This window comes from Streptomyces sp. NPDC019224, assembly GCF_040632605.1.
GTDB lineage: Bacteria > Actinomycetota > Actinomycetes > Streptomycetales > Streptomycetaceae > Streptomyces.
Genome location: NZ_JBEYCF010000019.1, coordinates 102,189 through 127,540 on the forward strand (window position 1 = coordinate 102,189; position 25,352 = coordinate 127,540).

The 25,352-nt window shown below is 72.9% G+C and carries 19 protein-coding genes; 11 read left to right on the forward strand and 8 right to left on the reverse strand.

Annotated features, from left to right (window positions below):
- Nucleotides 1-153 precede the first annotated feature (153 nt).
- Nucleotides 154-1,185 (forward strand): glycosyltransferase family 2 protein, encoded by a 1,032-nt coding sequence (locus tag ABZ564_RS15290; protein ID WP_360855467.1) that lies wholly within the window; start codon nucleotides 154-156, stop codon nucleotides 1,183-1,185.
- A 133-nt stretch (nucleotides 1,186-1,318) separates the two neighbouring features.
- On the opposite strand, the gene ABZ564_RS15295 is transcribed toward ABZ564_RS15290, so the two are convergent.
- From ABZ564_RS15295 to ABZ564_RS15310, 4 genes are all read right to left on the reverse strand, one after another.
- Nucleotides 1,319-2,803: an LCP family protein gene (locus tag ABZ564_RS15295; RefSeq protein ID WP_360855540.1), complete on the reverse strand. Its 1,485-nt coding sequence runs from the start codon at nucleotides 2,801-2,803 to the stop codon at nucleotides 1,319-1,321.
- A 256-nt stretch (nucleotides 2,804-3,059) separates the two neighbouring features.
- Nucleotides 3,060-4,772: an LCP family protein gene (locus ABZ564_RS15300; protein ID WP_360855470.1), complete on the reverse strand. Its 1,713-nt coding sequence runs from the start codon at nucleotides 4,770-4,772 to the stop codon at nucleotides 3,060-3,062.
- Nucleotides 4,773-5,028: 256 nt separating this feature from the next.
- Nucleotides 5,029-6,414 carry an LCP family protein gene (locus tag ABZ564_RS15305; protein ID WP_360855473.1) on the reverse strand — a complete coding sequence of 462 codons (1,386 nt, stop codon included), beginning with the start codon at nucleotides 6,412-6,414 and terminating at the stop codon, nucleotides 5,029-5,031.
- Between the two features lie 240 nt (nucleotides 6,415-6,654).
- On the reverse strand, nucleotides 6,655-7,404 hold the full coding sequence (locus ABZ564_RS15310) for a TIGR03089 family protein (RefSeq protein WP_360855476.1): 750 nt from the start codon (nucleotides 7,402-7,404) through the stop codon (nucleotides 6,655-6,657).
- A 138-nt stretch (nucleotides 7,405-7,542) separates the two neighbouring features.
- Here ABZ564_RS15310 and ABZ564_RS15315 point away from each other — a divergent pair, with 138 nt between their 5' ends.
- The 3 genes from ABZ564_RS15315 (at nucleotide 7,543) to ABZ564_RS15325 (ending at nucleotide 11,108) form a co-directional block, all read left to right on the forward strand.
- Entirely contained in the window at nucleotides 7,543-8,817 is a 1,275-nt protein-coding gene (locus ABZ564_RS15315; RefSeq protein ID WP_360855479.1) for an N-acetylmuramoyl-L-alanine amidase, read from the forward strand.
- A 124-nt stretch (nucleotides 8,818-8,941) separates the two neighbouring features.
- Nucleotides 8,942-10,033 carry an NDP-sugar synthase gene (locus ABZ564_RS15320; protein ID WP_360855482.1) on the forward strand — a complete coding sequence of 364 codons (1,092 nt, stop codon included), beginning with the start codon at nucleotides 8,942-8,944 and terminating at the stop codon, nucleotides 10,031-10,033.
- A 91-nt stretch (nucleotides 10,034-10,124) separates the two neighbouring features.
- Nucleotides 10,125-11,108 carry a DNA-3-methyladenine glycosylase 2 family protein gene (locus tag ABZ564_RS15325; RefSeq protein WP_360855485.1) on the forward strand — a complete coding sequence of 328 codons (984 nt, stop codon included), beginning with the start codon at nucleotides 10,125-10,127 and terminating at the stop codon, nucleotides 11,106-11,108.
- A gap of 218 nt (nucleotides 11,109-11,326) precedes the next feature.
- Here the strand turns inward: ABZ564_RS15325 and ABZ564_RS15330 are convergent, their stop codons facing one another.
- The 3 genes from ABZ564_RS15330 to ABZ564_RS15340 all read right to left on the reverse strand — a co-directional run bounded on the left by ABZ564_RS15330 (nucleotide 11,327) and on the right by ABZ564_RS15340 (nucleotide 14,289).
- Nucleotides 11,327-12,589 carry a coenzyme F420-0:L-glutamate ligase gene (locus ABZ564_RS15330; RefSeq protein WP_360855543.1) on the reverse strand — a complete coding sequence of 421 codons (1,263 nt, stop codon included), beginning with the start codon at nucleotides 12,587-12,589 and terminating at the stop codon, nucleotides 11,327-11,329.
- Nucleotides 12,590-12,633: 44 nt separating this feature from the next.
- Nucleotides 12,634-13,590, reverse strand: coding sequence for a 2-phospho-L-lactate transferase (gene cofD, locus ABZ564_RS15335; protein WP_360855488.1), 957 nt, complete (start codon nucleotides 13,588-13,590; stop codon nucleotides 12,634-12,636).
- Nucleotides 13,591-13,755: 165 nt separating this feature from the next.
- The gene (locus tag ABZ564_RS15340) at nucleotides 13,756-14,289 is read right to left on the reverse strand and encodes a cysteine dioxygenase family protein (RefSeq protein ID WP_360855491.1); all 534 of its coding nucleotides are present in this window, start codon (nucleotides 14,287-14,289) and stop codon (nucleotides 13,756-13,758) included.
- Nucleotides 14,290-15,021: 732 nt separating this feature from the next.
- Here ABZ564_RS15340 and ABZ564_RS15345 point away from each other — a divergent pair.
- From ABZ564_RS15345 to ABZ564_RS15355, 3 genes are all read left to right on the forward strand, one after another.
- The gene (locus tag ABZ564_RS15345) at nucleotides 15,022-15,285 is read left to right on the forward strand and encodes a WhiB family transcriptional regulator (RefSeq protein WP_030927001.1); all 264 of its coding nucleotides are present in this window, start codon (nucleotides 15,022-15,024) and stop codon (nucleotides 15,283-15,285) included.
- 297 nt (nucleotides 15,286-15,582) lie between these two features.
- The gene (locus tag ABZ564_RS15350; protein WP_360855494.1) at nucleotides 15,583-19,407 is read left to right on the forward strand and encodes a glycosyltransferase; all 3,825 of its coding nucleotides are present in this window, start codon (nucleotides 15,583-15,585) and stop codon (nucleotides 19,405-19,407) included.
- Nucleotides 19,404-20,924 carry a DUF5719 family protein gene (locus ABZ564_RS15355; protein ID WP_360855497.1) on the forward strand — a complete coding sequence of 507 codons (1,521 nt, stop codon included), beginning with the start codon at nucleotides 19,404-19,406 and terminating at the stop codon, nucleotides 20,922-20,924. The genes ABZ564_RS15350 and ABZ564_RS15355 overlap by 4 nt, the downstream gene beginning before the upstream one ends.
- 72 nt (nucleotides 20,925-20,996) lie before the next feature.
- Here ABZ564_RS15355 and ABZ564_RS15360 read toward each other — a convergent pair whose 3' ends face one another.
- Complete coding sequence (locus tag ABZ564_RS15360) at nucleotides 20,997-21,356, reverse strand: metallopeptidase family protein (protein ID WP_360855500.1); 360 nt, start codon at nucleotides 21,354-21,356, stop codon at nucleotides 20,997-20,999.
- Between the two features lie 389 nt (nucleotides 21,357-21,745).
- Here ABZ564_RS15360 and ABZ564_RS15365 point away from each other — a divergent pair, with 389 nt between their 5' ends.
- From ABZ564_RS15365 to ABZ564_RS15380, 4 genes are all read left to right on the forward strand, one after another.
- Nucleotides 21,746-22,108, forward strand: a complete 363-nt coding sequence (locus tag ABZ564_RS15365) for a DUF3499 domain-containing protein (RefSeq protein ID WP_360855502.1) — start codon at nucleotides 21,746-21,748, stop codon at nucleotides 22,106-22,108.
- Nucleotides 22,109-22,167: 59 nt separating this feature from the next.
- Nucleotides 22,168-23,529, forward strand: a complete 1,362-nt coding sequence (locus ABZ564_RS15370; RefSeq protein ID WP_360855505.1) for a phosphomannomutase/phosphoglucomutase — start codon at nucleotides 22,168-22,170, stop codon at nucleotides 23,527-23,529.
- Nucleotides 23,530-23,946: 417 nt separating this feature from the next.
- Entirely contained in the window at nucleotides 23,947-24,129 is a 183-nt protein-coding gene (locus ABZ564_RS15375; RefSeq protein WP_360855508.1) for a Trm112 family protein, read from the forward strand.
- Between the two features lie 78 nt (nucleotides 24,130-24,207).
- A complete protein-coding gene (locus ABZ564_RS15380) occupies nucleotides 24,208-25,344 on the forward strand; it encodes an SIS domain-containing protein (RefSeq protein ID WP_360855511.1) in 1,137 nt (378 codons plus the stop codon).
- Nucleotides 25,345-25,352: the final 8 nt, after the last annotated feature.

Below are 25,352 nucleotides of genomic sequence, written 5' to 3' on the forward strand. Positions count from 1 at the left end.
ACCGTTCGCACGGTAGGCCCATACGATCCTCATCCCGGGAGGCCGCCCGGCGGCGCGCGCCGCTGTCCCCCATTCGCGGTAACGTGGCGGCCGAACACCGCCGCCTGGTGGGGGACGAGCCCCCGGCGCCCCCGAGGACCACCCGAGGACCACATGTCTGCCGCGCAGCCTCCCGCCGTCTCCGTGATCATGCCGGTGCTCAACGAGGAGCGCCACCTCCAAAACTCCGTCCGCCACATCCTGGAGCAGGAGTACGCGGGCGAGATGGAGGTCGTGATCGCGCTCGGCCCGTCCACGGACCGTACGGACGAGATCGCCGCCGAGCTGGTCGCGGAGGACCCCCGGGTCCACACCGTGCCGAACCCCACCGGCCGCACCCCCGCCGCCCTCAACGCGGCGATCAAGGCGTCCCGCCACCCGATCGTCGTACGCGTCGACGGCCACGGCATGCTCTCGCCGAACTACATCGCGACCGCCGTCCGGCTCCTGGAGGAGACGGGCGCGCAGAACGTCGGCGGCATCATGCACGCCGAGGGCGAGAACGCCTGGGAGGACGCCGTCGCGGCGGCCATGACGTCGAAGATCGGCGTGGGCAACGCGGCCTTCCACACCGGCGGCCAGGCGGGCCCCGCCGAGACCGTGTACCTGGGCGTCTTCCGCCGGGAGGCGCTGGAGAAGGCCGACGGGTACAACGTCGAGTTCATCCGCGCCCAGGACTGGGAGCTGAACTTCCGCATCCGCGAGGCCGGCGGCCTGATCTGGTTCTCGCCCGAGCTGCGCGTCCAGTACCGCCCCCGCCCCTCCGTCCGGGCACTCGCCAAGCAGTACAAGGACTACGGCCGCTGGCGCCACGTCGTCGCCCGCTACCACGCCGGCTCCATCAACCTGCGCTACCTGGCGCCCCCGACCGCCGTCGTCGCCATCGCGGCCGGCCTCGTCGTGGGCGCGGCGGTCACGCCGTGGGCCCTGATCGTCCCCGGCGGGTACGTCGCGGCGATCGTCGCGGGCTCCCTCCCGGCGGGCAGGGGCCTGTCGCTGAAGGCCCGCGCGCAGATCCCGGTCGCGCTGGCGACCATGCACATGTCCTGGGGCTACGGCTTCCTGACGAGCCCGCGCTCGCTGGCGAGGAAGGTCATCGCGAGCCGCCGCCCGGCGATCGCCGAGCCGGGCGCGCCGGTGGCCTAGGGTCGGTCGTTCGGATCAGGCCGGACCCCGCGAGCCCGGCATGATCCAACCGGCCGGCCCCGACCCGCGCGGACGACGAGAGGGGGCGCCCGGCCGGACCGGGCGCCCCCTCTCGCTCACCGCCTGTCCGCGGTCAGCTCTTTCCGTCCCACCGGTAGACGGAGTAGATGTCCATGCACTGGCCCTCGTCCGCGGCGTTGAGGTCGTCCGCGCCTTCCGGAAGATCCCCCGCCTCCGCCTTCGGGGCCTTGTACACGGTTCCGTCGCGCCAGTCCGCGCCGACGACGACGGTCAGCCCGCCGGCCTTCGGGTCGGCCTTGGCCGCTGTCGTCGGAAGCCCCAGCGCCTTGGCCACGGACTGCGCGTCCGACCTGCCCTGGTCCCCGTCCTCCTGCGGGTACCACACCACCGTGTCCTGGTGCGGCTCGGCGGTCCGGGACGCCTCCGCCTCGGCGAAGCCCTTGCCGTGCAGGAGGTCGGCGACCTCGGTGGCCCGCCCGTCCTTGGGGGCCTGGCCGACACCCGTGCCGTTCACCACCGAGACGCCGAGCGTCGCCGGCTCCGCCGCGGGAGGCCCGGAGGGGCTCGCGGAGGACGAGGGCTTCTTCTTCTCCTTGCCGTTCTTGTCGAACGCGACGTCTTCACGGACCAGACGCCACAGGGCGTCCGCGGACTTCTCGACGGGGACGAGCTTGTTCCGGTCCTGGGACCACTCGGCCGTCGGCATCGTCGTCATGGTGATGCGGTTGATCGGCACGCTCTTGAGCTGCATCGACAGGTCGTAGAGCTTCTTGACCGAACGGATCTCGTCGGAGACCTGGAGGGCCTTGGTGGCCGTCTCCGCGAGGTCCATCAGCCGGCCCGCGTCCGACCAGAGGTTCTGCTTCTTCAGCGTGCGCAGCATGGAGTTCATGTACATGTGCTGCGCCTTGGCCCGGTTCTGGTCATTGCCGAACGCGTGCCGGGTACGCAGCCACTGCAGCGCCTGCTTGCCCTGCACCGTGTTCTTCCCCTCCGGCAGTTTGAGGCCGGAGCCGCCGGGAACACGGGTGGTGGGCTTGTCCCACACACCCGTCTTCACGCACACCTCGACACCGCCGATCGCGTCCGCCATGGCCACCACGCCCGCGAAGTCGAGCATGATCCAGTGGTCGATGTAGACGCCGGTGAGCTTCTCCCAGGTGGTCAGCGTGCAGCCGGGACCACCGCGCTGCAGTGACTCGTTGATCGGCCTGTTGACCGTTGCGGCGTACGACTGACCGGTCTCGGAGTCCTTGCACTCGGGGATCTCGACGATCGTGTCGCGCGGAATGCTGACCAGGGAGGAGTTCTTCCGGTCCGCCGAGATGTGCAGCAGCATCTGGACGTCACCCCGCGGCTTGTCACCGACGGTGTCCCGGCTGCCGCCGAGTTTCACGTTCTCCGCGCTGTTGCGGCTGTCGGAGCCGATCAGCAGGATGTTGAGCGGGGTGTCACCCGCGGAGTTGGGCGCGGCCTTCTTCACACCGCTCTCGCCGCCGCTGCGGGCGCTGCTGCGGATGTTGTTGTTGAGGTGCCGGTAGTAGAGGTACCCGGCGGTGGCGGTGCCCAGTATGAGTACCGCCAGAGTGAGCGCCATCCACCGGAAGACGCGGCGTCTTCGGGACTTCTTGGCAGCCCGCTTGCGGGGCTTGGCGCGCCGGTGGCCCGCGCGGCCACCGCCGGTCTCGCCCGGTCCGGCGTCACCGGGGCGCGCGCCGTCCCGGCCGCCCACGCCCTCGTCCCCACCCTGCCGGCGGGAGTGCGTCCGCGGCCGCGTCCCCTCCCCAGGCGTGCTGCTCCGTCCCACCAGGACCCCCCTGCTGTTCAGACTCGTATGGTGCGGTGACGCGGTGTCACTTGGAGCATCCCGCGGAGTCGGCGCTGGACTTCGGAATGTCGATCTTCTTCGGTGCCGTGATCGGTGTACCGGCCGCCTTGAAGTCCTTGCCCAGCGTCAGCACCATCGCCTGAAGCCCCTCGGCGTCGGTGGTGCCCGGCTTCATCGCGGACCCGGGCAGTCCCATCATCTCGGCGAGGGCGCGGGCCTGGTCCGCCTGGTTCGGGGCGTACTCCAGCGTCGTCCTGTCGATCTTCCGCGGTGCGTTGGCCTTGTTCGTGGACTTCAGGACGCCCTTGGTGTTCTGCAGCCAGGTGACCGTCTGCTGGGCGCCGCCGGAGATGTCTCCGCCGTTGTACACATCGACCCGGACGTCGGCCGGCGCGGCCTTGGTTCCCTTGAGGAGCGCGTCCTGCCTGCTCTTGGCCTTCTTCTTCTGCGCGGCCACCTCGGTCAGCGAGGTGTCGTCGCGCAGCATCGAGAACAGCTGCTCCGCCTGGGTCGGGTGCGGGACGACCGTGACGGGCTCGGGTTCGTCGGGGTTGTCGATCACCGGCATGGTGACGAACGTGATGTTCTTCGTGTTCGTCCTGGTGATCTCCTTGGCGAGCGCGCTGAGCTTCTTCACGTCGCCGATGGGCTTGTCGACCGTCAGGGCCTTCGTGGCCGCGTCCGCCAGCTTGAACAGCTTCGTGGGGCTGGTCAGCGTGTCGTCCGACTTGGCCTGGCGGATCATCGACCCCATGAACTGCTGCTGGCCCTTGATCCGGTCGAGGTCGCTCTCGTTGGAGTAGGCGTGCCGCGTCCGTACGTACGCCAGCGCGTCCTCGCCCTGGACCGTGTTCGGGCCCGCGGGCAGCTTGAGGTGGGACTTGGGGTCGTCGATGGCGTGGTCGAGGCAGATCTTGACGCCGCCCACCGCGGTGGACAGCGTCTTCACCGCGTTGAAGTCGACCATCATGAAGTGGTCGATCTTCACGCCGGTCAGCTCCTGGACCGTCTTCATCGTGCAGCCCGGGTTGCGGTCGGCCTCGCCGAGGCTCCTGTTGAACCGGACGTGCCGCAGGGCCGGGATGGTCTTCTCGGAGCCGTCCTCCAGCCTGGTGGTGCACTCCGGGATGTCGGTGATGAGGTCGCGCGGGATGCTCATCGCCGTGGCGTTGGTGCGGTCCTCGGAGACGTGGAACAGGATGGTCGTGTCCGCGTGGCCGACGCTGCCCTTGTCCCCGTAGCCCTCGTTGCCCTTACCGGTGCGCCGGTCCGTACCGATGATCAATATGTTGATCGGCGCGTTGGCGGTGACGACGTCCTTGTTGCCGGCGTCGCCGATGTCCACGGTGTTGATGTTGCCGTTGAGCCGCTGGTACAGCCAGTAGCCACCGGCCGAGAGACCGACGAGCACGAACGCCATCGTGCCGCCCGTCCACAGCAGCGCCTTCTTGCGGCGCGACTTGGGGGCCTTGCGCTTGCGGCGTCCCGGGCCGGCGTCGCCCGGGGCGGGGCGCTCCTGGCCGCGCGGGGCGTTCGCCGACCGGCGTCCGCCCTGGCGCGGCACCTCGGCGCTGCGCCGCGGGGAGCCGTCCGACGGGCGGCGGCGGGGCGCGTCCGACGGGCCGCGCTGTGCCGGGGGTGCCGAGGACCGGGGGGTGTTCCCTCCGGAGTGGTTCAGTCGCAGTTCGTAATCGCCGGTGTCCGGGTTGAGAACCCACTGGTCTGCGGGATCATCCATGTCTTCCGCCCGCCCACGGCTTTGCGCATCCACGGTTGCTCGAGTCCTCCGTCGGTGCCACGCGAGGCGCCTCCCCCGAAAAGGCGCTCAGTCTTGCTCTCCAGAAGTGCGCGGCCGGACGGCCGGAAGCACCGGATCGCGTCACACTATCCGTCCTCATCCGCGTACAGCGACGCGCGTGACACATTCCACGGCCCTTACAACCGGGCATTCCTCCCATTGCACGCCGAATGCTGATGTCTGTTTGGCCATTGCTTTACTGCTTGCACAGGTCGGTCGCGGCATTGTTCCCCGAATACGTGGGTGTGGGGGACGGAGCCGAGGAGTCGGCGGGGGCCGGACTCTCGGCGTCGCTCCTGTCTCCGTCCTCGATCTTGTCGGCGGGCACCACGACGACCGGCTTGTCCTCGCGCAACTGCTTGAACAACTTGTCCGCGTCGGGCTGCACCAGTTCGTCCCGGTTCCGGTTCAGGTGGTACGGCTGCCGGGGGACGGTCAGGAACTGGACCTTCTCGGTGGGGACGTCCCGCATGCCCCGCACCAGCTCGTACAGGTCCTTCAGGCTGTCGAGACCCGGGTCGGTGGTGAGCGCCTTCGTGGCCGCGTCCAGCACCGGGTAGAGCCGGGTCGGATTGAGCAGGACGCCGTTGCTCTGCACCTTGTTGACCAGCGCCCCCAGGAACTGCTGCTGGCGGTCCATGCGGTCGGTGTCGCTGCCGTTGCCGAGCGACTTGCGGGCCCGTACGTAGCCGAGCGCCTGCTCCCCGTCGAGCTTGTGGCGGCCCGCCTTGAGCTTGAGGTGGGCGTCCTTGTCGTCGACCGGCTCCTTGAGGCAGATCTCCACCCCGTGCACCGCGTCGACCATGTCCTTGAAGCCGTTGAAGTCGATGACCATGTGGTGGTCGATGCGGATGCCCGTCATCTTCTCGACGGTCCGGATGGTGCAGGCGGTCCCGCCCATCTCGAACGCCCAGTTGAACTGCGCGAACTGGGGCCTGGTGGTGGTCTTGTCCGCCTTGTGGCAGGCCGGGATGTCCACCATCAGGTCGCGCGGGACCGACATCGCGGTCGCGCTCTTCCGGTTCGCCGCCAGGTGCAGCAGGATCGTCGTGTCCGAGCGCTGGCTGCCCCCGTCGTCGCGGCCGTACCTGCGGTTGTCGCCGGCCCGGCTGTCCGAGCCGATGAGCAGGATGTTCTCCGCGTCGTGGACGACGGAGACCGGCCGCTCCTTCTCGTACGCCTTCAGCTCGGCCGCCGCCGAGGTGTCCGTGCGGATGTTGCCGTCGAGCTTCTTGTACAGCCACCAGCCCACACCCGCGGCGACGAGGACGACGAACGAGACCCCGAGCGCGGTCCAGCGCAGCCAGTGCCGCTTCCGCTTGACGGTGATGGCGACGGCCGCGCTCCCGCCCTCCTGGGCCGCCTCCGGACCGGGCCCGCGGCCGGACCCGCTGCGGGTCTCCCCGCCGGGAGCGGTCTTCCCGGAGGGCTTCGGCGCATCCTCCCCGTCGGGCCGGGGCGCGTCCTGCTCTGCGGGCGGCGGCGCGTCCTCCCCCGCGGGCGGCGGTGGTGCGTCCGGCGTCCGGTCCTCGCCCGCGGCCGACTCGTCGGGGTCGCCCGGAGTGCCGGCGCTTTCGGTCACGTCTGCGTCCATCCTTCATGTTCGGCGGCGCGCTGGGCCGCCGGTCGCAGAAGTAGACGGCTGAACCTCACGCTTGGTTGTGCCTGGGGGAGACCTCTGGTGGTCCGTACCGCAGATCATGTACCGGGGGCTGAGCCGCAGAGCGGAGGGCTCGGCCCACGCTGGGCCGGACGGGTGCCCCTCGGACCGCTTGTCGTACCAGGTGCGGGGCCCGCGCCGGCCGAGGCGCACCGCTCCCCTTCACACCGTCAGCGTGACCCGCTCGCTCTCCACCCGCTGCGCCAGCGCGTCCGCGCCCAGCCGGTCGAGGTGGCGGCACAGGACCACGGAGCCCCCGGTCGCGAGGGGCGCGTAGAGCCCGGCGCTGAGCCCCTCCCAGGTGTCGTACGTACGCCCCGACAGCAGCCGCGAACCGGCGCCCAGGCCCAGCGCCGTCCCGTCCTCGCGGGCCCGGGTTACCAGCTCCGCCGCCGTGAACGCGGCCCCGCCCACCGTCAGCGCCGGCGCCTCCGGGTCCACCGGGGCGAACGGCGCGAACCGGTCGCCCTGGCCCGGCACCTCCACCGCGTAGTCCGCGAACCCCTCGGGCGCCTGCGGGAACCTCCCGCCCAACGGACGCAACGCCAGGGCGATCCGCTCGCCCCGGCAGGCCCGCGCCGCGTCCAGCGTGTCCGGGCCGGAGACGACGAGGTCGGCGGCGGCCGGGTCGCCCTGCACCTCGGCCACCACGCCCACCGACGCGCAGGCCAGCAGCCAGACGGCGGACTGCCAGTGCGCGGGCAGCAGCAGCGCGAGCCGGTCACCGGGCTCGGCGGCCAGGTCCCCCTGCAGCAGGTTGGCGGTCTTGGCCACCCAATTGGCGAAGGTGGCCACCGACAGTTCGACGCGCTCTTTGGTGGCGTCGTCGTAGAAGGTGACCATGGGGCGGGCCGGGTCCGCGGCGAGCGCGGAACGCAGCAGGTCGGCGGGGGTGCGGTCGCTGGCGTTCATGGGCGGAAGCGTACGCGGCCGGGCCGGAGGGCACCGGGCGCCGAGGCTGCCGCGTGCACCGGTTCGGCAGACGGTCCGTCAACGACCCGGCGCGATCCGGGTAGCCGAATTTGTCCGGTTATGTCAAGGATCATATGTATGCGTGCCTTCCTTGCATCCGCCATTGGCGTCACCTGCACGGCAGCCCTCGTCCTGCCGCTCGCCGCGCCCGCCGACGCCTCCGCCGCCCCCGCCCGCGAGAACGACCTCCCCGGCTCGACGCAGTCGCTGCCCCTGGACGCGCTGTCGCCCTCCACCCGCGCCACCGGCGCACCGGCCGGGGAGCAGGGGCTGACCGAGCGCGATGTCCGCCCGTTCTCCATGGTCGGCGTCGTCTGGGACGACGCCGAGGCGGAACTCCACGGCACCGCCCAGGTCCGCACCCGCGCCGCCGGCACCCGCAGCTGGTCCGGCTGGCAGGACCTGGAGACGCACAACGCCGAACACGCCCCCGACCCCGGCTCCGCCGAACGCGCGGCCGGGACCGTCAAGGGCTCCACCGCCCCGCTCTGGGTCGGCGCCTCCGACGGCGTCCAGGTCCGGGTCCGCCCCGAGGCCCCGGCCACCGGGGACGCCGCCTCCGTACCGCTGCCCGCCGGACTGCACCTCGAACTCGTCGACCCGGGCGAGGACCCGCAGGACGTGACGGGCGCGGCCGGCGCGGACCGTACGGCAGGGCAGGAGTCCGTCGCGCTTCCCGCCCTGGACCGGGCCGAAACCGAAACCGAAACCGAGGCCGCCGCCGGTCTCGCGCCCGCCGCGAAGCCGTACATCGGGCCGCGCCCGCGCATCGTCACCCGCAAGGGCTGGGGCGCCGACGAGAAGCTGCGCGAGAAGGCGTTCGCGTACACCAAGTCCGTCAAGGCGGCCTTCGTCCACCACAGCGCCACCGGCAACAGCTACAGCTGCTCGCAGGCGCCCTCGGTGATCCGGGGCATCTACCGCTTCCACGTCAAGAGCAACGGGTGGCGCGACCTCGGCTACAACTTCATGGTCGACAAGTGCGGAAACATCTACGAGGGCCGGGCAGGCGGTGTGACCAAGGCGGTCATGGGCGCCCACACCCTCGGCTTCAACGCCAACACCATGGGCATCGCCGTCCTCGGCACGTACAGCAGCTCCAACCCGCCCGCCGCCGCCGTCACCGCCGTCTCCGGGCTCACCGCCTGGAAGCTCGGCCTGTTCGGTGCCGACCCGAGGGGCAAGGTGACCCTGGTCTCGGGCGGCAGCACCACATACAAGAAGGGCAAGAAGGTCAAACTGAACGTCATCTCGGGCCATCGCGACGGATTCGCAACCGAATGCCCCGGAGCGCGTCTCTACAAGAAGCTCGGGACCGCCCGGACGACGTCGGCCCGCCTGCAGGGGCGCTGACACCAGCGCCACACCTGCTGCGGGCCGCTGGCCGAAGGACGTCCCCGAGGTCTGCATACACTGGCCAGCCGAAGAAGCTGTTGACCCACCAGGCCCGGCCCCAGCAGGAAGCGAAGACAGTGCTGTGACAGAGGCAAAAGAAGCGATCCTCCTGGTCGGCGGCAAGGGAACCCGGCTGCGCCCGCTCACGGTGCACACGCCCAAACCCATGGTTCCGGCGGCGGGCGTCCCCTTCCTCACACACCAACTGGCGCGTGCCCGGGCCGCCGGCGTCGAGCACATCGTCCTCGCCACCTCGTACCTCGCCGAGGTCTTCGAGCCGTACTTCGGGGACGGCTCCTCCCTCGGCCTGCACATCGAGTACGTCACCGAGCGCGAACCGCTCGGCACCGGCGGCGCCATCCGCAACGTCGCCCACCGCCTCGCCTCCGGCCCGGACGAACCGGTCCTCATCTTCAACGGCGACATCCTCACCGGACTCGACATCCGGGCCCTGGTCACCTCGCACGCCGAATCCGGCGCCGACGTCTCCCTCCACCTGACCCGGGTCGAGGACCCGCGCGCCTTCGGCCTCGTGCCGACCGACGACACCGGCCGCGTCACCGCCTTCCTGGAGAAGCCGCAGACGCCCGAGGAGATCGTCACCGACCAGATCAACGCCGGCGCGTACATCTTCCGCCGCTCGGTCGTCGACACCATCCCGGCCGGCCGCCCCGTCTCCGTCGAGCGCGAGACCTTCCCCGGCCTCCTCGCCGACGGCGCCCACCTCCAGGGCATGGTCGACTCCACGTACTGGCTGGATCTCGGCACCCCGCAGGCGTTCATCCGGGGCTCGGCCGACCTGGTACTCGGCCGCGCCCCGTCCCCGGCCGTGCCGGGCCGCTGCGGCGACCGCCTCGTCCTGCCGACCGCCTCCGTCGCCTCCGACGCCAAGCTCTCCGGCGGCACGGTCGTCGGCGACGGCGCGGTGATCGGCCAGGGCGCCCGGATCGACGGCTCCACCATCCTCGCGGGCGCCGTCGTCGAACCCGGCGCGGTGATCACGGACTCCCTGGTCGGAGCACGCGCCAGGATCGGCAGCCGTACGGTGCTGGCCGGCGCGGTCGTCGGCGACGGGGCCGAGGTGGGCGCCGACAACGAGCTGCGCGAGGGCGTACGCGTCTGGTGCGGGGCGCGCCTGCCGGACGCCTCGGTGCGGTTCTCCCCGGACGAGTGAGCGCCCGGGCCGCCCCGGCCCGTCCACGAACCGAGTGGCCGAGAACAGCCGTACCCTCGACAGGCAGCCCCGACGACCGAGGACCTCATCCGTGGCAGGACGATTCGCTCCCCGCAACGCCCGGCGCGCGCCCGTCCCGCACCAGGCGGCGACCACGCCCGTACCGTCGGCCCTGACCCGCGTCTGGACCCCGCCGGGCCCGTTCGACCTGCGGCTCGTCCTCGGCCCCCTGCGCCGGGGCCCCGCCGACCCCACGTTCCGGATGTCCGCCGACGGCTCCGTCCGCCGGGCCAGCCGCACCCCTGAGGGCCCCGGCACGCTCCACATCGCCGCCCGCGGGGGCCGGATCGAGGCGTCCGCCTGGGGGCCCGGGGCATCCTGGCTGCTGGACCAGCTGCCCACGCTGCTCGGCGAGGGCGACGACCCGGCGGCCTTCACCCCCCGCCACCGCCTGCTCGCCCGGACCCAGCACCGCAGGCCCGGACTGCGGCTGCTGCGCACGGGCCTGGTGCTGGAGTCGCTGATCCCGTCGATCCTGGAGCAGAAGGTCACGACGGACGAGGCGTACCGCGCCTGGCGCCTCCTGGTGCGTACGTACGGGGAGCCCGCGCCGGGCCCGCAGGAGTACGGCCTCTATGTCATGCCGGACGCCCGCACCTGGTCGCTGATCCCGTCCTGGGACTGGCACCGCGCGGGCGTCGACAGCAAGCGCTCGGCGACGATCCTGCGCACGGTCCGGGTGGCCCGCCGGATGGAGGAGGCGGCCGCGATGGACCTCCCCGACGCACTGGCCCGCCTCCAGGCGGTCCCGGGCATCGGCCCCTGGACGGCGGCGGAGACCCTGCAGCGCTCGAACGGCGCCCCGGACGCGGTGACGGTGGGCGACTTCCACCTCCCCGGCATCGTCGGCCACGCCCTGGCGGGCAACCGCAACGCCGACGACGAGGAGATGCTGGCCCTCCTGGCCCCGTACGAGGGCCAACGCCACCGAGCGACCCGCCTCATCCTGCTCTCGGGCGCGACGCCTCCGCGAAGAGCACCGCGCTTCCAGCCCAGGGACATCGCGCGGCTGTAGAACACCTGCGCCTCGTTCAAGCCCGCCCGGCGATGCGACCAAGCCCGTCCGGCGATTGAGGACGAGGCCCCAGCCACATCAAGCCCGCAGGCGAGTACCGGGCCGAGCCGAACCGAGCTCGCGGAAGCGCCCCGGGCCGGGCCAAAATCAAGCCCGTCCGGCGATTGAGGACCGGGGCCCGGGGCAGAGCCCCGAAACCGCCCCGCGCCGCCGCAACCTCACCGCACGACGAGGAAGTCCTCCGCGTCCCGCCCACCCCGCGGCCCGGGGGCCGCCACCGCATGCCCCACCGCAACCGCCCCCAACGGATCCCAGGACCCGGGCAGCCTCAAAACAGACCGCACCACATCCCGGCAGAACATCGTCGAGGACACCCACGCCGACCCCAGCCGCTCCCCGGCCAGCGCCACCAGGAAGTTCTGGATGCCCGCTCCCGCGGCGACCACGAACATCTCGCGCTCCGCGCCGTCCCGCCGCTCGTCCCCGTACGTGTGCGAACCGTCGCTCACCACACAGGGCACCACCAGGTACGGCGCCCGGCGCAGCACATCGCCCCGCCGCACCCGCTTGGCGATCGACTCCTCGCTCCTGCCGTCGCGCCGCAGATCCGCGATCCACGCCTCCCGCATCGCGTCGAGCAGCCGGGTCCGGGACTCCGGCGACTCCAGCAGGACGAACCGCCACGGCGTCGTGTGGTGCGGCGCCGGCGCGGTCACCGCTGCGGCGACCGCACGCCGTACCGACCCCGGATCCACCGGCTCGTCGGTGAACTCGCGCACCGTACGCCGCTGGGTCACCGCCTCCCGTACCGCCTCGGAGGTCCCCAGCCGGAACATGTCGTCGGCCGCGACCCGCACCATCGCGCGGGCGCCCTGCCCGTCCGCCGCGTCCACGACATGCCCGAGCCCGCGCACCACCGCGACGGGCAGTCCGTCCGCCTTGCCCTTGACCAGGTCACCCGCGGCGGCCAGCTCGTCGGCGGTGGCGACCACGGTCGCGCTCAGCGGATTGCCGTACGTGTCGTGCCCGCCCCGCAGGTCGTCCAGCACCCGCACCCCGGCCGCACCGATCGCGACGTCGGTCAGCCCGTTGCGCCAGGGCCGGCCGAAGGTGTCCGTGACGAGGACGCCGACCTCGACGCCGAGCGCCGCCCGCAGTCCTTCCCGGATCGTCCGGGCCGAGGCGTCGGGGTCCTCGGGGAGCAGCAGGACCGTGCCGGCCGGGGTGTTCGACGCGTCGACGCCGGCGGCGGCCATGACCAGGCCCTGCCGGTTCTCGACGATCCGCAGCGCACCGCGCCGCGCCACCACCCGCACCGTCTCGGCGTCGATCGCCGCCTCCCGGTCGGTGGCCTCGACGATCCGGCCCTCCGCCTTGGAGACGATCTTCGAGGTGACGAGCAGTACGTCGCCGTCGGCGAGGCCCGGCTCGGCGGCCGCGATCAGCTTCGCGAGATCGTCCCCGGCCCGCACCTCGGGCATCCCGGGCAGGGCCCACACCCGGTAGGAGGGGGCGTCGGCGGCGCTCACGCGCGGACCTCCTCGGCGAGGGCCAGCGCCTGCCGCGCCATCTCGGCGGTGGCGGCGGCGTCGGTCATCATCAGCGGTACGGACCGGCAGCGGATGCCCGCCGCCTCCACCCGGTCGACCGCGCCCGCGTCCACGGTGTCGACGAGCCAGCCGTCGAGCAGCCCGGACCCGTAGTGCTCGGCGACCGCGGCGGCCGTCGACTCGACGCCCACCGCCGCGAGGACCTTGTCGGCCATCCCGCGCACCGGCGCGTCACCGACGATGGGGGAGAGGCCGACGACCGGCACCCCGGCGTCGGCGATGGCCTCGCGGATGCCGGGCACGGCGAGGATGGTCCCGACGGAGACGACCGGGTTCGACGGCGGGAAGAGGATGACGTCGGCCCCGGCGATCGCCTCCAGGACGCCGGGCGCCGGCTTGGCCTGCTCCGCGCCGACGGGCACGATCGCCCGCGCCTCCACGGAGGCCCGCAGCTTCACCCAGTACTCCTGGAAGTGCACGGCCCGGCTCTCGCCGTCCTCGTCGATCGCCACGTGCGTCTCGACGCGGTCGTCGGACATGGGCAGCAGCCGCACACCCGGCTTCCAGCGCGCGCAGAGCGCCTCGGTGACGGCGCTGAGCGGGTAGCCCGCGCCGAGCATCTGCGTACGGACGATGTGCGTGGCGAAGTCCCGGTCGCCGAGCCCGAACCACTCGGGGCCCACACCGTACGCGGCGAGCTCCTCCTTGACGTGGAAGGTCTCGTCGGCCCGGCCCCAGCCCTGCTCCTCGTTGATGCCACCGCCGAGGGTGTACATCACGGTGTCGAGGTCGGGGCAGACCTTGAGCCCGAACAGATGGATGTCGTCACCGGTGTTGCCGATGACCGTGATGTCCGCTTCGGGAGCGGCCTCCTTGAGGCCACGCAGGAAACGAGCACCACCGATACCGCCGGCCAGAACCACAATGCGCATGCAAACAGTCTGTCAGGCGAAGCCTGATCCTTGTCGGGGTGGTGGTGGGTGACGGGTAGGACTGTCGGGCGAAGCCTGGTCCTTGTCGGGGTGGTGGTGGGCGACGGGTGGGGCTGGCCGGGGCTTCGGGGTCTCAGGAGCTGCGGGTGCGTGGACGCGGGCCGTTCAGGCCGTGGCGACCGCCGGGGTGCACTGCGCGGCGTGCATCGGCATGTCGGTGAGGCCCGGGTAGTAGATGTGCAGGCTGACGGCCGGTTCGAGGGAGTCGTTGACGACGTCGTGGAGGTAGCCGGGGGCGAAGACGCGCTGCGCTCCGGCGCCCAGCGTCCGCTTCCCCCGGTCCGTACGCTCGGTCAGTTCGCCGTCGAGCACGGTCAGCACGCCGGAGGACGGGCCGTGGTCGTGCAGCCCGCTGCCCTGGCCGGGCACCCAGCTCAGGAGCCAGACCTCGTAACCGAGTGGGGTCTCCCCCGGCCGAGCGGAGCCGGGAGCCTGGGGGACGGCGCGCAGGCGGTGGTACCAGCGGGTGGTGGCGTCGTACTGGACGAGCGGGGCCCACCGGTCGCGGTCGGCGGCGATGGTGCGGGCGAGGCCGACGAACTCGGCCACGGTGACGGGGTGTTCGCGGGCGGGGCGAAGAAGGTGCTGGACCTCCAGGAGGTCGCCGGCGATCTGGAGGTCGCTGTCGCTGCTGTTCATGGGAGCGGGGGTTCCTCGGCGGGGTGCGAGTACGGAGGGCGGTGCGGTGGACTCGTCGCGAGGACCGGGGACCGGGCACCGGGAGGCGGTGGCCGCGAAACCCGAAGGGCCGCGTGGGAGGGGCCGGAGGTCCGGGACGAGCGGGGCCGGGCCGGAGCGCGGGGGCTACGACGGCGTCGGCGGCATCAACAGCTGAGACAGCTGGAACAGCAACAGCGAGCCTGGACAGCGCTACGGAACCCACGGATGCGGGTGGCGTGCGTCGCTGAGGTCACTGGCATGCCATCAAGGAGAGCCGGAGAACCATCCACTGTCAACCCGATGCCGGGTTCGGGGGCAATGTTTCACCTCATCCGGTTACTCCGCCCGGAGAAAGGTTTTGGCAGCCTTCGGCGGGGAGAGGTGGCGCAACAGCCGTGCCGCCAAACGTGGGCACGGCCCCGTGACCCGAATGTGATCTTGATCGCTTCGGTGATCGAATCGCAACGTGTCCGAGTTCCCGGCGGTTTGCCTCCGTGAGGGCGAGGGTGCGGGAGGGGTCTTGGCATATGTCAGTTTTTTGGTGATTTGAACACTTAACGCATACGGTTGGTGCCGCAGGGTGAATGCCGGGGCCAATAGCAGATCCGGGCTTGACCAGCCAGAGCTACACGCTTGTAATTTCACCCGTGTCGTTCGGCCGATTCGGTAACGGCCGCATCACGGGACGCAAGAGACGGACGAGGGGCGCACATGACCGAGCTGTTCCAGCAACTGCTGGTCGAGGACGCGGACGAGGAGCTCGGCTGGCAGGAGCGCGCGCTGTGCGCCCAGACCGATCCCGAGTCCTTCTTCCCCGAGAAGGGCGGATCGACCCGCGAGGCGAAGAAGGTCTGTCTCGCCTGCGAAGTCCGGTCCGAGTGCCTGGAGTACGCCCTCTCCAACGACGAGCGGTTCGGTATCTGGGGCGGTCTCTCCGAGCGCGAGCGCCGACGCCTGAAGAAGGCGGCGGTCTGACCGGGCCGCCCCACCACGCACCGCCGCACACCCCATGGCCCGCGACCTGCCCCGGCAGGCCGCGGGCCATCGCCATGCCCGGCAGACCCCGCCCTCACGCCGGGCCGGGCCCGATATCCGCGCCGCCCCGCTACCCCATCGCACCCTTGGACAACCGCTCCGCGCACTCCGGTTCATCCGTACCGTTAGTGTGGGGCCCCGTCCGAGACGCGCCAACGACCCGACAGGGCGCGCGTGTACACCGATGCAGCCCCCGGGGGGACGCCCCCCGGACCCGGCCGGAGGGCCCGTACCTCGATGTCCGTGCACAGCCAATCAACGGCGCCGTACGCGGCCGCCGCCGCCCCCGAGTTCCCCCGGCATGTCGTCACCGCCGTGCTCGTCTCCCACGACGGCGCACGCTGGCTGCCCGACGCGCTCACCGGGCTGCTCGGCCAGGAACGCCCCGTACAGAACGTCATCGCCGCCGACACCGGCAGCGCCGACGACTCCGCACGCCTGGTCACCGAGGCGCTCGGCGCCGACCGGGTCCTGCACCTCGCGCGGCGTACGAGCTTCGGCACCGCCGTCGACGAGGCGAGCCGCACGGCCGGCGTCCTCACCCCGGACGACCTGCCCTACCTGAAGCGGCCCAGCGGCTGGGACCCGGTCACCCGGACCTGGCGCGACGAGGCGTACGAGATGCCCGAGCTGCCGCACGGCGAGCCGGTGCAGTGGCTCTGGCTGCTCCACGACGACTGCGCGCCCGCGCCCGACGCGCTCGCCGAGATGCTGCGCGTCGTCGACAACGACCGGCACGCCGCGATCGTCGGCCCCAAACTGCGCGGCTGGTACGACCGCCGCCAGCTCCTCGAGGTCGGCGTCTCCATCGCCAACAGCGGACGCCGCTGGACCGGCCTCGACCGCCGCGAGCAGGACCAGGGCCAGCACGACCAGGTCCGTAGCGTCCTGTCCGTCTCCACCGCCGGCATGCTCGTGCGACGCGACGTCTGGGAGGAGCTGGGCGGCTTCGACCGCAGGCTCCCGCTGATGCGCGACGACGTCGACCTGTGCTGGCGGGCCCACCTGGCCGGCCACCGGGTGCTCGTGGCTCCCGAAGCCGTCCTGCGGCATGCCGAGGCCTCCGCGCGGGAACGCCGCCCCATCGACTGCGCCGGCCGCTCGGTGGCCAGCCCGCACCGCGTGGACAAGGCGGGCGCCGTTTACACGATGCTCGTCAACGCCCGCGGCAAGCAGCTGCCCTGGGTGCTGCTGCGGCTCGTGCTCGGCACCCTGCTGCGCACCCTCGCCTACCTCGTCGGCAAGGTCCCCGGCCAAGCGCTCGACGAGGTCACCGGCCTCCTGAGCACCCTGCTGCGCCCCGGCCGCATCCTGGCCGCCCGCCGCGCCCGGGGGAAGGGCGTCGTCGACGCCGCCGAACTGCGCGGTCTCTTCCCCGCACCCGGCGCCACCATCCGCGCGACCGTCGAGCAGGTCGCCGGGAACTTCGGCGACGGCTCCGACGCCGACTCCGGCGGCTCCCGGCACGGCGCCGTCGAGTCCGGACCCGGCGGCGACGACGCCGACTACCTGGAGATCGACCAGTTCGCCCGGCTGAAGAAGGTCGGCCGCAAGCCGGGCCCGGTCCTCTTCGCCGTGCTGCTCCTGGTCTCCCTCGTCGCCTGCCGCGGCCTCATCGGCGGCGGCGCGCTGGCCGGCGGCGCCCTGCTGCCCGCCCCCGGCGACGCCTCCGACCTGTGGGGCAGGTACGCGGACGGCTGGCACGCCGTCGGCACCGGCGGCACCCAGACCGCCCCGCCCTACCTCGCCGTGATCTCGGCCCTGTCCGCGCTCTTCCTCGGCTCCACCGGCTTCGCGCTCACCCTGCTGCTCGTCTGCTCGGTGCCGCTCGCCGGGCTCACCGCGTACTTCGTCACCCGCCCGCTGCTGCCCTCCCGGCTGCTGCGCGCCTGGGCGAGCATCGCGTACGCCTTCCTGCCCGCCGCGACCGGCGCCCTGGCGACCGGCCGGCTCGGCACCGCCGTCCTGGCCGTCCTGCTGCCGCTGATCGCCCGCACGGCCGTCTCCGCGCACGGCATGCGGGCCACCGGCGCCGCCCGCGGCAGCTGGCGCGCCACCTGGGCGTACACCCTGCTCCTCACCCTCGCGATGGCGTTCACGCCGATCGTGTGGCCGCTCGCCGTGGTCCTCGGCCTCGGCGTCCTGGCGCTGCGGCGTGACGACATCACGGCCTACGGGCTCCGCTTCCTCGCCGCCGTCGGCACCCCGCTGCTCGTCCTCGCACCCTGGTCGCTGTCGCTGCTGAGCAGCCCGTCCGCGTTCCTGAAGGAAGCCGGTCTGGAGACCGGTACGGGCTCCGCCTCCGCGCTGGACCTGCTCGGCATCAGCCCCGGCGGGCCGAAGGCGGCGGGCGGCGTCCTGCTCCTCGGCATCGTCCTCGCGGCGCTGGCCGCCCTGCTGCGCGGGGAGCGGCGGTTCGCCGTCCGTACCGCCTGGGCGGCCGCGCTGGTGGGCCTGGCGTTCGCCGGGCTCGCCAACGGCTCGGGCTGGGCGGGCCCCGCCACCCTCGTCTACGGCGCCGCGCTCATCGCCGCCGCGCTGGTCGGCGCGGACGGCGCCCGCATCCGCGTCGCCGAGCTCAGCTTCGGCTGGCGCCAGCCGGTCGCGGCCCTGATCGCCCTCGCGGCAGGGCTGGCCCCCGTGCTGGCCGCCGCCGGCTGGATGATCGGCGGCGCGGCGGGGCCGCTGGAGCGCCGCGACCCGGTCCAGGTGCCCGCGTTCGTCGCGGAGGAGAGCGGCACCCGCGACCAGCCGCGCACCCTGGTCCTGGGCGGCACCTCGTCCGCCTCCGTCGACTACACCCTCGTCCGCGGCTCGGGCGCCCGGATCGGCGACGCGGAACTGGCCGAGGCCCGGGGCGGCAACAGCCACCTCGACAAGGTCGTCGCCAACCTGGTCGCCGGCTCCGGCGCCGACCAGGGCAGCCAGCTCAGCGGCTTCGCGATCCGCTACGTCCTCGTGCGCGACGGGGCGCCCAAGCAGATGAGCCGGGTGCTCGACGCGACCCCGGGCCTCAGCCGGCTCAGCCAGCTGGACGGCAGCGCCCTGTGGCGGGTGGACCGCCAGGTGGCCCGCATCATGATCGTCCCGTCCGCCGCCGGTGACGAGCCACTCCCCGTGGGCTCCCGGCCGGTCGAGGCACACACGAAGATCCCGGCGGGCGCCGCCGGCCGGGTGCTGCGGATCGCCGACGCCGCCGACCCCGGCTGGCACGCCACGCTCGACGGCCGCGTGCTGACCGCCAAGACCGTCGACGGCTGGGCCCAGGGCTTCGAACTCCCCGCCGAGGGCGGCACCCTGGACCTCACGTACGAGGCCCCCTTCACGCACACCGTGTGGATCTGGGCGCAGATCGCGCTCGCCGTGGTCCTGGTGGTCATGGCCCTGCCGGGGCGCCGCCGGGAGATCGACGACGACCTGCCCGAGGAGGCCGAGGCGGTCGCCGCCGAACCGGTCGCCGGTGAGGGCCGCCGCGCCCGCAGGCTGCGCGCCGCCGCCCTGGCCGAGAGCGAGGCCGGCGCCGGGGAGCCGGGCGCGGAGGAGGCCACCCGGAACCAGGAGGAGACCGGCGAGCAGCCTGCGTACGGGCACACCGGCGACGAACCGGCGTACGTTCCCGCCCAGCGGGATCCGGAAACCGATCCGGCCCCCGAAGGTGTCCCGGAGGGCGAGGGCGCCTTCGTGCCGCAGCAGCAGTACGGCGAGTGGGACGGCCGGCAGGGCCAGTACCAGGAGGCGGGCTACTCGCAGTACCAGGACGGCCAGTACGTGGAGGGGCAGCAGCAGGACGCCGGCGGCTACCACCCGTACGGCTATCCGCAGCAGCAGGACGAGTACGGCGCGAACGCCCAGGACCCGTACCGGGGCAACGGCTACCCGCAGTATCAGGACGGCCGGTACGCGGGCCCGTACGACCCGCCCCCGTACGACCCGAACGGGCACGACGCCGAGGCCGGGCCGTACGGCGAGCAGCCCCCGTACGGCCCGCAGAACCCCGAGAACCCCGCCCCGGGCCAGAACCCGTGGCCGACCGGTAACGCATCGCGAGGCGAGTCCGAGTGAAGTCCACCAGCAGCCTGTCCCTCATCGCCGGGGCGGTCGCCCTGGCCGCCGTCACCGGGTTCGCCGCGCTCAACGTGCCGGACGGCGACGGCACGGCGGAGGCGAAGACGGCCGCGCGGCTGCCCGTCGAACGGACCAGCCTGCTCTGCCCGGCGCCCGGCCTCTCCGACCTCTCGGAGACCGCGTACACGGCCTACACGCCGCCGAACAAGAGCGGCGGTTCGGCCGCGGCCGGCGCAGCCGAACTCCTGTCGTCCGCGAAGGACGAGGCGAAGTCGGACGAGAAGTCCGACGAGAAGGGCAAGGAGCCGGACAAGGGCAAGCCGGTCGTCTCCCTCGAGGAGCCCGGCAAGCCGGCCACCGGCGAGGCGTCGGGCGCGGACTCGCCCGCGCTCATCGGCACCGCGACCGGCCGCCTGGCGCCGGGCTGGACCGCCCAGCAGACCACCACAGTCGAGGCGGGCGACGGACGCGGCCTGCTCGGCATCAACTGCACCGCGCCCGACACCGACTTCTGGTTCCCGGCGGCCAGCACCGCCAAGTCCCGCGAGGACTACGTCCACCTCACCAACCCGGACGACACCGCGGCCGTCGCCGACATCGAGCTGTACGGCCCGGACGGCACGCTCAAGTCCGATGTGGGCGAGGGCATCACCGTCCCGGCGGGCTCCGGCGTGAGGGTCCTCATCTCGACGCTCACGAGCAAGGCCGCCGACGACGTGACCGTCCACGTCACCACCCGTACGGGCCGGGTCGGCGCGGCTGTCAGGACGGCGGACGACACGACCGGCAGCGACTGGCTCGCCGCCTCCGCCGAACCGGCGAGCACGCTCGTGCTGCCCGGCATCCCGGCGGACGCGACCTCGGTACGCCTGGTGGCCTTCGCGCCCGGCGACGACGACGCCGACCTCAAGCTGAAGCTGCTCGGCAAGAGCAGCGCGATCACCCCCGCCGGCCACGAGGAACTGCACGTCAAGTCGAACATGACCGCCGGGATCGACCTGAAGGACATCACCCGCGGGGAGGCCGGCTCCCTGATGCTGGTGCCCTCCGAGAAGGGCAGGGCGACCCCGGTGGTCGCCGCGTTGCGGGTGGTCCGGGGCAAGGGCGACAAGCAGGAGGTCGGCTACATCCCGGCGACCGGCCCGGTCGGCGCGCGCGCGACCGTCGCCGACAACAGGTCCAAGGGATCGGTCCTCTCGCTCACCGCCCCCGGCGCCGCCGGCACCGTCAAGGTCACCGCCTCCGCGGGCAGCGGGGGAGGTACGCCGGTCAGCAAGACGTACAAGGTCGCGGCCGGCACGACCACGGCGGTCACCCCGCCCGTGCCGACGGGCCTCAAGGGCACGTACGCCCTGACGGTCGAGACCCAGTCGGGCGGCCCGGTCCACGCCGCCCGCACGCTCACCGTGACGGTGGACGGCATCCAGATGTTCACGGTGCAGACCCTGGCGGACGACCGGGGGACGGTGGAGGTCCCGGCGGCCCGACAGGACCTGTCGGTGCTGGACGACTGAGGGCCCTGCGAGGGCGGGTCAGGCCGTGGGGGCGAGGCCCGGCAGAGCGACTGCCCCCCGCGGCTTTCCCCGCTACTCCTGCCCGTAGCGGGGGTCGACGGACTCGGGGGCCAGGCCCAGCAGCTCGGCGACCTGCTCGACCACGACCTCGTGGATGAGCAGGGCGCGCTCGTCGCGGCTCTTGGTACGGAGTTCGACAGGGCGCCGGTAGACGGAGATCTGGGCGGGCCGGCCCTTCTCGGCCGAAACCGCGTTGCCCAGCGGAACGATCTCCTCCGCCGTCTCCGGCACCTCCAGGACGACGAAGTCGACCTCCGCCAGCTGGGGCCAGCGCCGCTCCAGCCGTTCGACGGAGTCCTGGACGAGATCGCGGAAGCTGTCCGCACGGCTCGTCGACAGCGGCACCTGCGGCGGGGCGACGGGCCCGCGCATACCGCGACCGTGTCGGTCGCGGCGCCGCGGACGCGGCTCGGACGGGCGGGGCGGTACGGAACTGTCCATCACCGACGCAGCCTAACGCTCCGGTGCCCCTCCGGGCGGAGGCCGAGTGGCCGCAGGGACCCCTGTCCGCTCTTGAACAATCCGGCCACACGAGAGCCCGTTTCCGGCCCCGCTCCCGACCGTTGAGCTCGCGCCTTGTGAAAGGTTCGCGGCACAGCGGTGACCGGAATCATTGCCGTCAAGGCGCTCCCCCTCTCCTCCCGCGCAGGTCAGGGAAGTTGCACCGGGGTGCTGTGCGCCGGAGCCACGGGACGACACGGAGGGGTGAGCCGGGGGAGAGTCGTCGCAGCCCGCTCAAGAGTGCGGTACCGTCCAACATCGTGAGCCCTGTACGTCGCTGTTCGCGCACCGCGTGCGGCCGCCCTGCCGTCGCGACACTGACGTACGTCTATGCCGACTCGACTGCGGTCCTCGGCCCGCTCGCCACCTACGCCGAGCCCCACTGCTACGACCTCTGTGCCGAGCACAGCGAGCGGCTGACCGCGCCACGGGGCTGGGAGGTCGTCCGGCTCTCCGACCCCTCCGCCCCCAGCCGCCCCAGCGGCGACGACCTGGAAGCGCTGGCCAACGCCGTACGGGAGGCCGCGCGTCCGCAGGACCGCGGCGACGGCACGCGGGGCGGCGGCCAGACGGGGGTCGGCCGCAGGGGTCACCTCCGTGTCCTGCGCTCCCCCGATTCCTGAGGGGACGTCGGCCGCCGGGTAGTTTGGCGGTCCGCAGAAACCTCCAGGAGGACCGGCCCGTGACCGCAGACCTGTCGCAGCTCGTGAAGGCGTACGACGTGCGCGGAGTCGTGCCCGACCAGTGGGACGAGGAACTGGCCGGACTCTTCGGAGCGGCGTTCGTCGAGGTGACCGGCGCGGCCGCGATCGTGATCGGTCACGACATGCGCCCCACGTCCCCGGCCCTGTCCGGGGCGTTCGCACGGGGCGCGGCGGGGCGGGGCGCCGACGTCACGATGATCGGCCTCTGCTCGACGGACCAGCTGTACTACGCGTCCGGGGCGCTGGACCTGCCGGGCGCGATGTTCACCGCCTCGCACAACCCGGCGCAGTACAACGGCATCAAGATGTGCCGGGCGGGCGCGGCGCCGGTCGGGCAGGACACGGGCCTGGCCGAGATCCGCACGCTGGTGGAGGAGTGGTCGCGGAAGGGCGCCCCCGAGCCGCTCACCCCCGGGACGGTCACCGGGCGGGACACCCTCACGGACTACGCCGCCCACCTGCTCTCGCTGGTGGACCTGACGGAGATCCGCCCGCTGAAGGCCGTCGTGGACGCGGGCAACGGCATGGGCGGCCACACGGTCCCCACCGTCTTCGCGGGGCTGCCCGTGGACCTGGTCCCGATGTACTTCGAGCTGGACGGCACCTTCCCGAACCACGAGGCCAACCCGCTGGACCCCAAGAACATCACGGACCTCCAGGCCCGCGTCGTGGCCGAGGGCGCCGACCTGGGCCTGGCCTTCGACGGCGACGCGGACCGCTGCTTCGTGGTCGACGAACGGGGCGAGGGCGTCTCCCCGTCGGCGATCACGGCCCTGGTCGCGGCCCGAGAACTGGCCCGCAACGGCGGCCGGGGCACGATCATCCACAACCTGATCACCTCCCACTCCGTCCCCGAGGTCGTACGCGAACACGGCGGCACCCCCGTCCGCACCCGGGTGGGCCACTCCTTCATCAAGGCCGAGATGGCCGCCCATGGCGCGATTTTCGGCGGCGAACACTCAGCCCACTACTACTTCCGCGACTTCTGGAACGCCGACACGGGCATGCTCGCCGCCCTCCACGTCCTGGCCGCCCTCGGCGGCCAGAACGCCCCCCTCTCCTCCCTGGTCGCCCAGTACGACCGCTACGCCGCCTCCGGCGAGATCAACTCCACGGTCGACGACCGGACCGCCCGCACAGCCAAGGTCAGGACCGCCTTCGCCACCCGCGAGAACGCCACCGCAGACACCCTGGACGGCCTCACGGTGACCGCCCCCACGTGGTGGTTCAACCTCCGCCCGTCGAACACGGAACCCTTGCTGCGCCTGAACGTGGAGGCGAAGGACGAGGAAACGATGAGGTCGGTACGGGACGAGGTGCTGGGGTTGATCAGGGGCTGAGGGCTGTCCCGTCGCGACGCCCTGCACGCACTCCGGCCGCACCGGACCGGAAGCCCGGGGCATCCCGTACGAGGGCTTCCGTCCGGCGCACCGGGAAGTGAGGGTCTCCCTTGTTCGAGCGGAGCCGAGGACGGGGAGTGGGGTCTCCCCTGTTCGAGCGGAGCCGAGAACTCCGGATGCACCCGACGCCGCTCCTTCCGGGCAGACCCCGGCTGCCGCAGCACTGGAACGGCCCTCCGGCGTTTGAGGAGCGGGGCCCGGGGCAGCACCCCGGTTCCGGGAAGGGCGCGGAGAGGCCCAGGGCCCGCCCCCGGCGCCCAGCCCCGCCGCAGGCGCCCCGCCCCGCCCCGGCGGTAGGCTGACCTCGCCCCCACAAGGGCTACCGCCCCAAGACGAAATCGCCCGAAGGGACACCCCATGCCGCTCGAAGCCGGCCTCCTGGAGATCCTGGCCTGCCCCGCCTGCCACGCGCCCCTCGACGACGAAACGGCAGCCGACAGCCCGGAACTCATCTGCACCGGCGACGACTGCGGCCTCGCCTACCCGGTCCGGGACGGCATCCCCGTACTCCTCGTCGACGAGGCCCGCCGCCCGGCGTAACGGCGCCACCGCCGCACCCGGCGTAACCGCCCCACACCGCACCAGCCGGTGAGCGGCACGTGATCGGAGGACCGCCCCATGCTCGACGAGTCGTTGCTCGACGCCCCCGACGCCCTGGCCCGAGCCGACCGCCGCGACCTGCTCCGCGGCGCCGCCGAGGCCGGGGCCCGGGTCCGTACCGCCGCCCGGCACGCGACGGAGGCCGGGATCAGCGAGCTGAAACCGGAGGGCCGCCCGCGCGCCGTCCTCGTCGCCGGCCCGGGCACCGCCGCCACCGGCGTCGCGGACCTGATCGCCGCGCTCGCCGGCGCTTCCGCCCCGGTCACCCGCATCCACCCGACCGGCGTCGCCCCCGCCCCCGGCGCACTGCGCTGGACGCTGCCCGGCTGGGCCGGCTCCGTGGACCTGCTGCTCATCGCCACCGCGGACGGCTCCGAACCGGGCCTCGCCCTCCTCGCGGAGCAGGCGTACCGGCGCGGCTGCACCGTCGTGGCCGTCGCCCCGCTGCGCTCCCCGCTGCGCGAGGCGGTGCACGGGGTGCACGGCCTCGTCGTACCGATGGCCTCCGCCCCGCACGGCGAGTACGACGCCGAGACGTCGGCCGCAGGCCCCGGCACGCTCTGGGCCCTGTTCACCCCGCTGCTCGCGCTGCTCGACCGCGTCGGCCTGGTCACCGCCCCCGCCGAGGCGCTGCAGAGCGTCGCGGACCGCCTGGACCGTACGGCGGAGCGCTGCGGCCCGGCCATCGCCACGTACAGCAACCCGGCCAAGACCCTCGCCGCCGAACTCGCGGACAGCCTGCCGCTGATCTGGACGGAAGGTGACGCGGCCGGCCCGGTCGGACGCCGGTTCGCCGCCGTCCTGGCCGAGCTCTCGGGCCGCCCCGCCCTCGCCGCCGCGCTCCCCGAGGCGCTCCCGGCGCACGGGGGCCTGCTGGCGGGCGCCTTCGCGGCAGGCGCGGACCCGGACGACTTCTTCCGCGACCGCGTCGAGGAGTCGGAGCCCCTGCACGCCCGGGTGGTGCTGCTCCGCGACCGCCCGACCGGCGGCCTGAGCGCCGCCCCGGCGGCCCGCGAACTGGCCCTGGGCCACGACACGGCGATCAGCGAGCTCGAACCGGAGGAGGGCGGCACGCTCGAATCCCTCGCCGAGCTGCTCGCCGTCACCGACTTCGCCGCCGTCTACCTGGCCCTCGCCTCCACGGCCGGCGCCTGAAACTTTTT